Source organism: Pseudomonas sp. P106(2024) (assembly GCF_057480815.1).
The window spans coordinates 1-13,655 of sequence record NZ_JBLIYU010000021.1 but is presented as its reverse complement, the minus strand read 5'-3'; the positions used below and the strand labels follow the sequence as shown (position 1 = coordinate 13,655).

Sequence of the window (13,655 nt, the reverse complement as noted above, 5' to 3'; positions counted from 1 at the left end):
ACCGGGGCTTTTTTGTTGGATTTACGATCCTGTCGCGGGGCAAGCCCGCTCCCACGTCAACATGAATTTCCCCACGCGGGAGCGGGCTTGCCCCGCGATTGTCGTCAGATCACGAACAGATCAACGAACCTGTGCACCGGCATCACCTCCAGCGCCTGCTGATCCTTGCACACGTCCAGGATCGCCTCACAACGCTGCCGCGCGAACCGCGTCGCCAGGTTCTCGCGGAACTTGGCCTCGAGCAACGGCATCCCCTCCTCCCGCCGCCGCCGATGCCCGATCGGGTACTCCACCACCACCTGCGGCGTGTGCGAGCCATCCCTGAAGAACACTTGCACGCCATTGGCGATGGAGCGCTTGTCGGGCTCCAGGTACTCGCGAGTGAAGCGCGGCTCCTCGACGATCACCATCTTCTCGCGCAGGCGGTCGATGCTCGGGTGCGCGGCGTGGAAGGCATCCTCGTAGTGCTCCGCCACCAGGTCACCGAAGATCAGCGGCACGGCGGTCATGTACTGCAGGCAGTGGTCGCGGTCGGCGGCGTTGGCCAGCGGCCCCTCCTTGGAAATGATGCGGATCGCCGACTCATGGGTGGTGATGACGATCCGGTCGATCTCGTGCAGGCGGTTGCGCACCTGCGGGTGCAGGGTCACTGCAGCCTCGCAGGCGGTCTGGGCGTGGAACTCGGCGGGGAAACTGATCTTGAACAGCACGTTTTCCATCACGTAGCTGCCCAACGGCTGCGGCAGGCGCAGTTCACGCAGCGGCTCGGGCTTGAGCGCCAAGTCCTTGTTGGTGTGGCTGAACGACACATCGTAGAAGCCCCACTGTCTGGCGGTCAGCGCACCGGGCACGCCCATCTCGCCACGCAGGGCAATATCGGCCAGGCGCACGCCGCGACTGGAGGCATCCCCCGCCGCCCACGACTTGCGCGACCCGGCGTTGGGCGCGTGACGGTAGGTGCGCAGGGCCTGGCCATCGACGAAGGCGTGGGACAGCGCCGACAGCAACTGCTCGCGATTGGCGCCCATGAGCCTGGCGCAGACCGCCGCGGAGGCGACCTTGACCAGCAGCACATGATCCAGGCCGACCCGGTTGAACGAATTCTCCAGCGCCAGCACGCCCTGGATCTCGTGGGCCATGACCATGGCATCGAGTACCTCGCGCATGACCAGGGGCGCCTCGCCATTGGCCACACGCTTTTGCGAGAGGTGGTCGGTGACCGCCAGGATGCCGCCGAGGTTGTCCGAGGGGTGCCCCCACTCCGCCGCCAGCCAGGTGTCGTTGTAGTCCAGCCAGCGGACGATGCAGCCAATGTCCCAGGCGGCCTTGACCGGATCGAGGCGATAGCTGGTACCAGGCACGCGGGCGCCATGGGGGACAAGGGTGCCCTCGACCAGCGGGCCTAGGTGCTTGGTGCATTCAGGAAAGCGCAGGGCCAGCAGGCCGCAGCCCAGGGTGTCCATCAGGCAATAGCGGGCGGTGTTCAGGGCTTCGGCACAATCGACGCGGTAGCCAAGCACGTAGTCGGCGAGGGTCTGCAGGACCTGGTCGTAGTCGGGGCGGGTGTTGAGGTCTACGTTTGCGCTCATATACAGCTCCCTTCTGGATTGCCGGGGCCGCTTTGCGGCCCCAACCAACGAAAGCCGAACGCTAGATGCCTTAGAAACTATCACCGGGCACGCGCACCCAGCCCTCCATCAGCACCCGAGCGCTTCGGCTCATGATTGCCTTGGTCACGGTCCACTGCCCATCCACCTGACGCGCCTCGGCCCCGACCCGCAACGTCCCGGACGGATGACCGAAACGCACGGCACTGCGTTCACCGCCACCGGCGGCAAGGTTGACCAGCGTCCCCGGGATCGCTGCGGCGGTGCCGATGGCGACCGCCGCGGTGCCCATCATCGCGTGGTGCAGCTTGCCCATCGACAACGCACGCACCAGCAGGTCGACGTCCTCGGCTGCGACAACCTTGCCACTGGAGGAGGTATAGCCGGTCGGCGCCGCGACGAACGCGACCTTCGGCGTGTGCTGGCGCCCGGCGGCCTGGTCGATGTGCTCGATCAGCCCCATGCGCACCGCGCCATGGGCACGGATGATCTCGAAACGCTGCAATGCCGCGGCATCGCCGTTGATCGCGTCCTGCAGCTCGGTTCCGGTATAGCCGATATCGGCGGCATTGACGAAGATGGTCGGTATGCCGGCGTTGATCAGGGTCGCCTTGAAGGTGCCGACACCCGGCACCTCGAGGTCGTCGACCAGGTTGCCGGTAGGGAACATCGCCCCGCCGTCACCGTCCTCGTCGGCGGCCGGATCGAGGAATTCCAGCTGCACCTCGGCGGCCGGGAAGGTCACGCCATCGAGCTCGAAATCGCCGGTTTCCTGCACCTCGCCTTCGGTGATCGGCACATGGGCGATGATGGTCTTGCCGATATTGGCCTGCCAGATCCGCACGGTGGCGATACCATTGCGCGGAATCCGACTGGCATCGACCAGCCCGCTGCTGATGGCGAACGAGCCGACCGCGGCGGACAGGTTGCCGCAGTTGCCGCTCCAGTCGACGAAGGCCTTGTCGATCGACACCTGGCCGAACAGGTAGTCGACGTCGTGGTCGGGCTTGATGCTCTTGGACAGGATCACCGTCTTGCTGGTGCTGGAGGTGGCGCCGCCCATGCCGTCGATCTGCTTGCCGTACGGGTCGGGGCTGCCGATCACCCGCAGCAGCAGGGCGTCGCGGGCAGGACCAGGAATCTGCGTCTGCTCGGGCAGGTCCTGGAGGCGGAAGAACACGCCTTTGCTGGTGCCGCCGCGAATATAGGTGGCGGGAATTTTGATCTGGGGTACGTGAGCCATTGTCTTGGGCATCCTGATAGTCCGGTGAAGTACCCTGGGGCTGCCCTGCTGCCCTTTCGCGACACAAGGCCGCTCCCACAGGTACTGCGCCGCTCGTTGTGGGAGCGGCCATGTGTCGCGAAAGGGCCGCAAAGCGGCCCCCGTTTCATGCTCAGGCCGCCCCCTCCAGGAAGTCCTGGGCAAAGCGCTGCAACACCCCACCCGCCTCGTAGATCGATACCTCTTCGGCGGTATCCAGGCGACAGGTCACCGGCACCTCGACACGCTCGCCATTGCGCCGCGTCACCACCAGGGTCAGCGTCGCCCGTGGCGTGCGCTCGCCGAGCACATCGTAGGTCTCGCTGCCGTCCAGGCCCAGGGTCTTGCGGTCGGTGCCCGGCTTGAACTCCAGCGGCAGCACGCCCATGCCCACCAGGTTGGTGCGGTGGATACGCTCGAAGCCTTCGGCGACGATGGCCTCGACACCTGCCAGACGCACGCCCTTGGCCGCCCAGTCACGGGACGAGCCCTGGCCGTAGTCGGCACCGGCGATGATAATCAGCGGCTGCTTGCGCTCCATGTAGGTCTCGATGGCCTCCCACATGCGGGTCACCTTGCCTTCCGGCTCGAGGCGCGCCAGCGAACCCTGCTTCACGCTGCCGTCGTCCTTGCGCACCATTTCGTTGAACAGCTTGGGGTTGGCGAAGGTGGCGCGCTGGGCGGTCAGGTGGTCACCGCGGTGGGTGGCGTAGGAGTTGAAGTCCTCCTCCGGCAGGCCCATCTTCGCCAGGTACTCGCCGGCGGCGCTGTCGAGCATGATGGCATTGGACGGTGACAGGTGGTCGGTGGTGATGTTGTCCGGCAGCACCGCCAGCGGGCGCATGCCACGCAGGGTACGCTCACCGGCCAGGGCGCCTTCCCAATACGGCGGACGGCGGATGTAGGTGCTCATCGGGCGCCATTCATACAGCGGCGCGACTTTCGGCCCCTTGTCTTCCTCGATGGTGAACATCGGGATGTACACCTGGCGGAACTGCTCAGGCTTGACCGAGGCGCGCACCACGGCGTCGATCTCTTCATCGCTCGGCCAGATGTCCTTCAGGCGAATCTCCTTGCCGTCGACCACGCCCAGCACATCCTTCTCGATATCGAAGCGGATGGTGCCGGCGATGGCGTAGGCCACCACCAGCGGCGGCGAAGCCAGGAACGCCTGCTTGGCGTACGGGTGGATGCGCCCGTCGAAGTTACGGTTGCCCGATAGCACGGCGGTGGCGTACAGGTCGCGGTCGATGATTTCCTGCTGGATCACCGGGTCCAGCGCGCCGGACATGCCGTTGCAGGTGGTGCAGGCGAAGGCGACGATGCCGAAGCCCAGCTGCTCCAATTCCTGCTCCAGCCCTGCTTCCTTGAGGTACAACTGCACGGCCTTGGAGCCCGGCGCCAGCGACGACTTGACCCATGGTTTGCGGACCAGGCCGAGCTTGTTGGCGTTGCGCGCCAGCAGGCCGGCGGCGATCACGTTGCGCGGGTTGCTGGTGTTGGTGCAACTGGTGATGGCGGCGATGATCACCGCGCCATCGGGCATCTGCCCAGGCACTTCTTCCCATTGGCCGGCGATGCCCTTGGCCGCCAGGTCGCTGGTGGCCACGCGGGCGTGCGGGTTGGACGGGCCGGCCATGTTGCGCACCACGCTCGACAGGTCGAAGCTCAGGGCGCGCTCGTACTCGGCCTTGGCCAGGCTGTCGGCCCACAGGCCGGTGGCCTTGGCATAGGTTTCCACCAGCTGCACTTGCTGGTCATCGCGGCCGGTGAGCTTGAGGTAGTCGATGGTCTGCTGGTCGATGGCGAACATCGCCGCGGTGGCGCCGTATTCCGGGGCCATGTTGGAGATGGTGGCGCGGTCGCCCAGGGTCAGCGCGCTGGCGCCGGCGCCGTGGAACTCCAGGTAGGCGCCGACCACCTTCTGCTTGCGCAGGAACTCGGTGAGCGCCAGCACCAGGTCGGTGGCGGTGATGTTCGGCGCCAGGCGACCGGTCAGCTCGACGCCGACGATCTCCGGCAGGCGCATCCACGAGGCGCGGCCGAGCATCACGTTCTCGGCCTCCAGGCCGCCGACGCCAATGGCGATCACACCCAGGGCATCCACGTGCGGGGTGTGGCTGTCGGTGCCGACACAGGTGTCCGGGTAGGCCACGCCGCGATCGTTGTGGACCACCGGCGACATCTTCTCCAGGTTGATCTGGTGCATGATGCCGTTGCCCGGCTGGATCACGTCGACGTTCTTGAAGGCCTGCTTGGTCCAGTTGATGAAGTGGAAACGGTCTTCGTTGCGGCGATCCTCGATGGCACGGTTCTTCTCGAACGCCTGCGGGTCGAAGCCGCCGCACTCCACGGCCAGCGAGTGGTCGACGATCAGCTGCACCGGCACCACCGGGTTGACCTGGGCCGGGTCGCCGCCTTTATCTGCAATGGCATCGCGCAGGCCGGCCAGGTCGACCAGGGCGGTCTGGCCGAGGATGTCGTGGCACACGACGCGGGCGGGGAACCAGGGGAAGTCGAGGTCGCGCTTGCGCTCGATCAGCTGCTCCAGCGAGGCGTTGAGCGTGGCCGGATCACAGCGGCGCACCAGGTTCTCGGCCAGCACGCGGGAGGTATACGGCAGGCCGTCGTAGGCGCCGGGCTTGATCGCCTCGACCGCGGCACGGGCGTCGAAGTAGTCCAGGGCGGTGCCAGGCAGGTTCTTGCGGAATGCGGTGTTCATATCGTTATCGGGCTCGGTCACGGTGTTCAGTAGGCAGGTCTGGCCTTGGGGGGCGCTGCGCGCCCCTTTCGCGACACAAGGCCGCTCCTACAGGGACTGCGCCGCACCTGTGGGAGCGGCCTTGTGTCGCGATAGGGCTGCACAGCAGCCCCAGCGCTCTATCAGTCAACGCTGCTCGATCGGCACGAACTGGCGTTGCTCGACGCCGACGTACTCGGCGCTCGGGCGGATGATGCGGTTGTTGGCGCGCTGTTCGAACACGTGCGCGGCCCAACCAGTCAGGCGCGAGCAGACGAAGATCGGGGTGAACAGCTTGGTCGGGATGCCCATGAAGTGGTACGCCGAGGCATGGTAGAAGTCGGCGTTGGGGAACAGGCGCTTCTGCTCCCACATGGTCTTGTCGATGGCCTCGGAAACCGGGTACAGGACCTTGTCGCCGACTTCATCGGCGAGTTGCTTGGCCCAGCCCTTGATCACCTCGTTGCGCGGATCGGACTCTTTATAGATGGCGTGGCCGAAGCCCATGATCTTGTCCTTGCGCTCGAGCATGCGCAGCAGCTCGGCAGTGGCTTCCTGCGGAGTCTGGAAGCGTTCGATCAGCTCCATCGCCGCTTCGTTGGCGCCGCCGTGCAGCGGGCCGCGCAACGAGCCGATGGCGGCGGTCACGCAGGAGTACAGGTCGGACAGGGTCGAGGCGCAGACCCGGGCGGTGAAGGTCGAGGCGTTGAACTCGTGCTCGGCGTAGAGGATCAGCGAGACGTTCATCACCTTGACGTGCAGCGCGCTCGGCTTCTTGCCATGCAGCAGGTGCAGGAAGTGGCCGCCGAGGGTGTCCTCGTCGCTGGTGCAGTCGATGCGCACGCCGTGGTGGGTGAAGCGGTACCAGTAGCACATCACCGCCGGGAACAGCGCCAGCAGGCGATCGGTCTTCTCACGCTGGGCGTCGAAGGTCAGTTCCGGCTCCAGGGTGCCGAGCACCGAGCAGCCGGTGCGCATCACGTCCATCGGGTGGGCATCGCGCGGGATGCGCTCGAGCACTTCCTTCAGCGCTTGCGGCAGGTCACGCAGCCCCTTGAGCTTGCGCTTGTAGTCGGCAAGCTCCGCCTTGCTCGGCAGCTCGCCGTACAGCAGCAGGTAGGCGACTTCCTCGAACTCGGCGCCGGCGGCCAAGTCGCGCACATCATAGCCGCGGTAGGTCAGGCCGGCCCCGGCCTGGCCGACGGTCGACAGCGCGGTCTGGCCGGCCACCTGGCCACGCAGGCCAGCGCCACTGAGTACTTTTGCTTCGGCCATGGTGTTTCTCCTTTCTTGAATTTGTTATCGAAGTCTTTTCTGGCTAATCGGGTATCGGGCCTGTTCGCCGGCAAGCCGGCTCCTACAGGGCGACGTGCGCTTGAATCATCCCTTCTTCTGCGCGAACAGCGCATCGAGGCTCTGCTCGAAGGCGTGGTAGCCGATGGCATCGTAGAGCTCCATGCGGGTCTGCATGGTGTCGATCACGTTCTTCTGCGTGCCGTCACGGCGCAGCGCGGTGTAGACGTTCTCGGCCGCCTTGTTCATGGCGCGGAAAGCCGACAGCGGGTAGAGCACCAGCGACACGTCGACCGAGGCCAGCTCCTCGGTGGTGTACAGCGGCGTGGCGCCGAACTCGGTGATGTTGGCCAGGATCGGCGCCTTCACCCGGTCGGCGAAGGTCTTGTACATCGACAGCTCGGTAATGGCTTCCGGGAAGATCATGTCGGCGCCGGCCTCGATGCAGGCGGCAGCGCGGTCCAGGGCGGCGTTCAGGCCTTCCACCGCCAGCGCGTCGGTGCGCGCCATGATCACGAAACTGTCGTCGCTGCGGGCATCCACGGCGGCCTTGATGCGGTCGACCATCTCCTGCTGCGAGACGATCTCCTTGTTTGGGCGATGGCCACAGCGCTTGGCGCCGACCTGGTCCTCGATATGAATGGCCGCGGCGCCGAACTTGCTCATCGACTTGACGGTGCGGGCGACGTTGAAGGCCGAGGCGCCGAAGCCGGTGTCGACATCCACCAGCAGCGGCAGGTCGCATACATCGGTGATGCGCCGTACGTCGGTGAGCACGTCGTCCAGGCCGCTGATGCCCAGGTCCGGCAGGCCCAGGGAGCCGGCGGCGACACCGCCGCCGGACAGGTAGATGGCCTTGAAGCCGGCACGCTTGGCCAGCAGAGCGTGGTTGGCGTTGATGGTCCCGACCACCTGCAGCGGATGTTCGGCGGCGACCGCGTCACGGAAACGCTGGCCGGGCGTGCTCTTCACTGTCATGACTCACCTCGTGGGCTATTGTTGTCGGCACCTTGGTAGTGGCGCTCGATATTGCGTTTGGACGCGCCGATGTGGCGGCGCATCAGGAGTTCTGCCAGTTCGCCGTCGCGGGCTTCGATCGCATCGAGGATGCGGTGGTGCTCGGCGAAGGCCTGGCGCGGGCGGTTGGGCGTGCTGGAGAACTGGATGCGGTACATGCGCACCAGTTGGTACAGCTCGCCGCAGAGCATCTTGTACAGGGTCTGGTTGCCGCTGCCCTGGATGATCCGGTAGTGGAAGTCGTAGTCGCCTTCCTGCTGGTAGTAGCCCTGGCCGGCCTGGAACGCGGCGTCACGCTCGTGGGTGTCGAGCACATGGCGCAGCTCGTCGATGGCCGCCTGGCTCATGCGTTCGGCGGCCAGGCGGCAGGCCATGCCTTCGAGGGATTCGCGGATTTCGTACAGCTCGATCAGCTCGGCATGGCTGAGCGACACCACCCGGGCGCCGACATGGGGCACGCGCACCAGCAGGCGCTGGCCCTCCAGGCGGTGGATCGCCTCGCGCAGCGGGCCGCGGCTGATGCCGTAGGTGCGCGCCAGCTCCGGCTCGGAGATCTTGCTGCCGGGGGCGATCTCGCCCTTGACGATGGCGGCCTGGATGCGCCGGAAGACGTGCTCCGAGAGGGTCTCGGTCTCGTCCTGAGGCAGCGTGGTGGCCGGGGCTGTGTCCAGCATGATTGTCGACACCTTCAAAATCAGTGACGCCAAAACTAGCCAAATAGAGGAATGGAGTCAAAGACAAAAAGAATATTGTCGACAATCGTCTAATAACGAACTTACCCCGCTTTCGTGGGGTCTGATCGCGGGCGCGCTGGCGTCAAGACATCGGCGTGATAGAATGCCGCGCTCCTTCGGGAGCATGGATAGTGTGTCTGTCATCATTTCATGTTGTTGACAGATCAATGAGGACGCTTGGCCAGTCGCCTTGCCCTGAAACCTGCACAGCACCGCGCCAGGATTATGAGACTCAAACCCGCTTTATTGCTGCTCTGCCTGACCCTGCTGCCGGCGCTCGCGCCCGCGGCCGAGAAAACCGTGTACGGCCTGAACGAATACGCCCGCCTGGGCGACCTTGACCTGGAAGTGGCGGCCAAGCTCGACACCGGCGCCAAGACCGCCTCGCTCAGCGCCCGCGACATCAAGCGTTTCAAGCGCAACGGCGAGAGCTGGGTTCGCTTCTACCTGGCCATCGACGCCGCGCACAAGCACCCCATCGAACGCCCCCTGGCCCGCGTCAGCAAGATCAAGCGCCGCGCCGGGGACTATGATGCCGACTCGGGCAAGGCCTACACTGCCCGCCCGGTCATCGAACTCGAGATCTGCATGGGCCAGACGCAACGCACCATCGAGGTCAACCTCACCGACCGCAGCGCCTTCCAGTTCCCGCTGCTGATCGGTTCCGAGGCCCTCAAGCACTTCGGTGCGCTGGTCGACCCAAGCCTTAAATACGCGGCCGGCAAACCTGCCTGCGCCACCGAAGCTCCCAAAGCAGAGTAATTCCGATGCGCTCTCTTACCCTTCACCTGAAAGTCCTGATCACCGTCCTGGTGCTGCTGGGCATCGCGATCACGGCCTACCAGATCTTCGCCCTCGGCATCCCGGTGACCGAGGACGAGACCGACGACCTGTGGAACATCGACGCCAAGGTCGAGTTCGTCGCCAGCGCCAAGGATCCGGTCAAGGTGCAGATGTTCGTGCCCCCACTGAACCGTGACTACGTGAGCCTCAACGAGAGCTTCATCTCCAACAACTACGGGGTCAGCGTCAACCGCGCCGACGGCAACCGCAAGGTGACCTGGTCGGCCCGTCGCGCCAGCGGCAACCAGACCCTCTACTACCGCCTGGTGCTGACCAAGCGCTACAGCAACGAAAAGACCAAGATCAAGGGCCCGACCTTCCGCGACAGCCTGGCCGTCGAGGGCCCGGAGAAGATCGCCGCCGAAGCGCTGATGGCACCGATCCGCCAGCACTCGGCCGACGTCGAGACCTTCGTCAGCGAGACCATCAAGCGTGTCAACAATGTCAACGACGACAACGCCAAGCTGCTGCTGGCCGGCGACAACTCACCGCTGAAGAAGGCCCAGGTCATCGACCTGCTGCTGTCCATCGCCCACGTGCCGCTGGAGAAGGTTCACACCATCCGCCTGGTGGCCGACACCCCGCAGAGCCCCGAACTGTGGCTGCGCAGCTTCAACGGCAACGACTGGCTGTACTTCAACCCGGAGACCGGCGAGCAGGGCCTGCCCAGCGACCGCCTGCTGTGGTGGACCGGTGACGACAACCTGATCACCGTCGATGGCGGCAAGAAGGCCACCGTCACCTTCAGCATGAACAACAGCGAGATGAACGCCATCCGCCTGGCCAAGCTGACCGACGAGAACACCGACGCCGACTTCCTCGAATACTCGCTGTACGGCCTGCCGCTGCAGACCCAGCAGACCTTCATGATCATGGTGATGATCCCGATCGGCGTGCTGGTGATCCTGGTCCTGCGCAACCTCATCGGCATCCAGACCCTGGGTACCTTCACCCCGGTGCTGATCGCCCTGGCCTTCCGCGAGACCCAGCTGGGCTTCGGCATCATCCTGTTCACGGTGATCACCGCCCTGGGCCTATCGCTGCGCTCGTACCTTGAGCACCTCAAGCTGCAGATGCTGCCGCGCCTGTCGGTGGTGCTGACCTTCGTCGTGGTGCTGATCGCCGCCATCAGCCTGTTCAGCCACAAGCTGGGCCTGGAGCGCGGCCTGTCGGTGGCACTGTTCCCGATGGTGATCCTGACCATGACCATCGAACGCCTGTCGATCACCTGGGAAGAGCGTGGCGGTGGCCATGCCATGAAAGTGGCCGTTGGCACGCTGTTCGCCGCCTCCATCGCGCACCTGCTGATGACCGTGCCGGAAGCGGTGTACTTCGTCTTCACCTTCCCGGCGGTACTGCTGATCCTGGTGGGCTTCATGCTGGCGATGGGTCGCTATCGCGGCTACCGCCTGACCGAGCTCGTGCGCTTCAAGGCATTCCTGAAGAAGGCTGACGCCTGATGTTCGGCCTGATCAAGACGTGGAAAGCCCTGGAGGCCCGGGGCATCATGGGTATCAACCGGCGCAACGCGGACTACGTGCTGAAGTACAACAAGCGCCACCTGTACCCGATCGTCGACGACAAGATCATCACCAAGGAGCGTGCCCTGGCAGCCGGCATCCATGTGCCGGAGATGTACGGCATCATCGAGACCGAGAAGCAGATCGAGAAACTCGACGAGATCATCGGCGGGCGCAGCGACTTCGTCATCAAGCCGGCCCAGGGCGCCGGCGGTGACGGCATCCTGGTGATCGCCGACCGCTTCGAGGACCGCTACCGCACGGTCTCGGGCAAGATCATCAGCCACGAGGAGATCGAGCACCAGATCTCCAGCATCCTTACCGGCCTGTACTCGCTGGGCGGGCACCGCGACCGCGCGCTGATCGAGTACCGGGTCACCCCGGACCAGATCTTCAAGAGCATCAGCTACGAAGGCGTGCCGGACATCCGCATCATCGTGCTGATGGGCTACCCGGTGATGGCCATGCTGCGCCTGCCGACCCGCCAGTCTGGCGGCAAGGCCAACCTGCACCAGGGCGCCATCGGCGTGGGCGTTGACCTGGCCACCGGCCTCACCCTGCGCGGCACCTGGCTGAACAAGATCATCAGCAAGCACCCGGACACCACCAACGCGGTGGACGGTGTGCAGTTGCCGAACTGGGACGGCTTCATGAAGCTTGCCGCCAGCTGCTACGAGCTGTGCGGCCTGGGCTACATCGGCGTGGACATGGTTCTGGACCAGGACAAGGGCCCGCTGATCCTCGAGCTCAACGCCCGCCCCGGCCTGAACATCCAGATCGCCAACGACTGCGGCCTGACCCAGCGCACCCACGCCATCGAGGCGCACCTGGAGATGCTGGCCAAGGAAGGTCGCAGCGAGGATGCCGAGCAGCGCGTGAAGGTCTCGCAGGGGTTGTTCGGGCACGTCAATCCGCTATAGCCCAGGCCCTGCGCAATCCCTCTAGGAGCGGCCTTGTGTCGCGAAAGGGCTGCAAAGCAGCCCCAGAATTTCAGCGTTTATGCAGAGATTGCCGGGGCCGCTTTGCGGCCCTTTCGCGACACAAGGCCGCTCCTACAGGGGAACTGCGCAGAACCGGACGATGAATGTCGTTGCCAGTGCTAGGCGCATTTCCCGCACGGGTCTACAATCGCCCACCTCGCTTGTTCATCGCCGTCCATCCTGATGCCGACCTGTACGCTCCACCCCCTGCCTTACCAGCCCGACCCCGCCTTCTACTTCGAACGCCTGCGCCGCGCGCCCGGTGCGATCCTGCTCGACAGCGCCCGCCCAGGTGCCGAACGCGGTCGCTACGACCTGCTCAGCGCCTGGCCTTTGCAGCAGTTGCAGGCAAATCCCGAGGAGGACGGTCGCGACTACCTGCAGCGCCTACGCCAGGCCTTGGCCGAGCTGGGGACGGCACAACTGCCCGAGGGCATCGAACTACCGTTCGCCGGTGGCCTGATCGGCTACCTGAGCTACGACTTCGGCCGGCGCCTGGAGCAGTTGCCGACACACGCGGTCGACGATCTCGGCCTGCCCGATGCCCGGCTGGGGCTGTATGCCTGGGCACTGGTGTCCGACCATCGGCTAAGCAGCAGCCAACTGGTCTTTCACCCGAGCCTGCCCCAGACCGAGCGGCAACGGCTCATCGCGCTGTTCGACGCCAGCGCCCCGGGCGACACCGGCGACTTCCGCCTGCTCGCGCCCATGACCGGCGATCTTCGCCCCGAGCATTACCGGGCGGCGTTCGACCAGGTGCAGCGCTACATCCAGGCCGGCGACTGCTACCAGATCAACCTTACCCAGCGCTTTCGCGCCCCCTGCCAGGGCGACCCGTGGCGCGCCTACCTGGCCCTGCGCGCTGCCTGCCCGACGCCGTTCTCCGGCTACCAGCAGTTGGATGAAGGCACTGCGCTACTGAGCTTCTCCCCCGAGCGCTTCATCCGTGTCAGCCAGGGCGAGGTCGAGACGCGCCCGATCAAAGGCACCCGCCCGCGCGCCGCCGATCCGGTGGAGGACGCACGCAACGCCGCCGAGCTGCTGGCCAGCCCCAAGGACCGCTCGGAAAACCTGATGATCGTCGACCTGCTGCGCAACGACATCGGCCGCACCTGCCAGACCGGCTCGGTGAAGGTACCGGAGCTGTTCAGCCTGGAGAGCTACCCCAACGTTCATCACTTGGTCAGCAGCGTGGTCGGCCGCCTGGCCGCCGGCAAGGACGCCCTGGACCTGATCGCCGGCAGCTTCCCCGGCGGTTCGATCACCGGTGCGCCGAAGATCCGCGCCATGCAGATCATCGACGAGCTGGAGCCGGCGCGCCGGGCGCTGTACTGCGGCTCGCTGCTGTATGTCGACGTGCGCGGCGAGATGGACAGCTCCATCGCCATCCGCAGTCTGCTGGTCAAGGATGGCCAGGTCAGTTGCTGGGGTGGCGGCGCGGTGGTGGCCGACTCGCACTGGCAGGCCGAGTACGAGGAGTCGATCGCCAAGGTGCGGGTGCTGATGGAAACGCTGCAGGCCTTGTAAGACTCGGTGGGAGCGGGCTTGCCCCGCGATCGCCGGAAGTGTCAGATTTTTTGTGTGCGGGCCGGTAACGGCCTGCCGTCAGGCAGGCCCTGACTTTCACCAGGTCGGCCTGATGAACCGATCTCCGTACAAA

10 protein-coding genes are annotated in these 13,655 nt (G+C 65.5%); 4 read left to right on the top strand and 6 right to left on the bottom strand.

Annotated elements, in window-relative coordinates:
• Window positions 1-104 precede the first annotated feature (104 nt).
• The 6 genes from prpD to AC25M7_RS23485 all read right to left on the bottom strand — a co-directional run bounded on the left by prpD (window position 105) and on the right by AC25M7_RS23485 (window position 8,592).
• The gene (gene prpD, locus AC25M7_RS23510) at window positions 105-1,589 is read right to left on the bottom strand and encodes a 2-methylcitrate dehydratase (protein ID WP_028692602.1); all 1,485 of its coding nucleotides are present in this window, start codon (window positions 1,587-1,589) and stop codon (window positions 105-107) included.
• Between the two features lie 70 nt (window positions 1,590-1,659).
• The gene (prpF, locus tag AC25M7_RS23505; protein ID WP_062359488.1) at window positions 1,660-2,850 is read right to left on the bottom strand and encodes a 2-methylaconitate cis-trans isomerase PrpF; all 1,191 of its coding nucleotides are present in this window, start codon (window positions 2,848-2,850) and stop codon (window positions 1,660-1,662) included.
• Window positions 2,851-3,001: 151 nt separating this feature from the next.
• Complete coding sequence (gene acnD / locus AC25M7_RS23500; RefSeq protein WP_028692604.1) at window positions 3,002-5,590, bottom strand: Fe/S-dependent 2-methylisocitrate dehydratase AcnD; 2,589 nt, start codon at window positions 5,588-5,590, stop codon at window positions 3,002-3,004.
• A 165-nt stretch (window positions 5,591-5,755) separates the two neighbouring features.
• Entirely contained in the window at window positions 5,756-6,883 is a 1,128-nt protein-coding gene (prpC, locus tag AC25M7_RS23495) for a bifunctional 2-methylcitrate synthase/citrate synthase (RefSeq protein ID WP_028692605.1), read from the bottom strand.
• Window positions 6,884-6,988: 105 nt separating this feature from the next.
• Complete coding sequence (gene prpB / locus AC25M7_RS23490; RefSeq protein ID WP_028692606.1) at window positions 6,989-7,879, bottom strand: methylisocitrate lyase; 891 nt, start codon at window positions 7,877-7,879, stop codon at window positions 6,989-6,991.
• Complete coding sequence (locus tag AC25M7_RS23485; RefSeq protein WP_028692607.1) at window positions 7,876-8,592, bottom strand: GntR family transcriptional regulator; 717 nt, start codon at window positions 8,590-8,592, stop codon at window positions 7,876-7,878. Before AC25M7_RS23485 ends, prpB begins: the two co-directional genes overlap by 4 nt.
• A gap of 285 nt (window positions 8,593-8,877) precedes the next feature.
• On the opposite strand from AC25M7_RS23485, the gene rloA reads away from it, so the two are divergent.
• From rloA to pabB, 4 genes are all read left to right on the top strand, one after another.
• A complete protein-coding gene (rloA, locus tag AC25M7_RS23480) occupies window positions 8,878-9,414 on the top strand; it encodes a retropepsin-like aspartic peptidase RloA (protein ID WP_028692608.1) in 537 nt (178 codons plus the stop codon).
• Between the two features lie 5 nt (window positions 9,415-9,419).
• A complete protein-coding gene (gene rloB, locus AC25M7_RS23475) occupies window positions 9,420-10,955 on the top strand; it encodes an osmotic stress tolerance membrane protein RloB (protein ID WP_062359491.1) in 1,536 nt (511 codons plus the stop codon).
• Window positions 10,955-11,935, top strand: coding sequence for an alpha-L-glutamate ligase-like protein (locus AC25M7_RS23470; protein ID WP_028692610.1), 981 nt, complete (start codon window positions 10,955-10,957; stop codon window positions 11,933-11,935). The genes rloB and AC25M7_RS23470 overlap by 1 nt, the downstream gene beginning before the upstream one ends.
• A 243-nt stretch (window positions 11,936-12,178) precedes the next feature.
• Window positions 12,179-13,522 carry an aminodeoxychorismate synthase component I gene (pabB, locus tag AC25M7_RS23465; RefSeq protein ID WP_028692611.1) on the top strand — a complete coding sequence of 448 codons (1,344 nt, stop codon included), beginning with the start codon at window positions 12,179-12,181 and terminating at the stop codon, window positions 13,520-13,522.
• The last annotated feature ends 133 nt before the right edge of the window (window positions 13,523-13,655 follow it).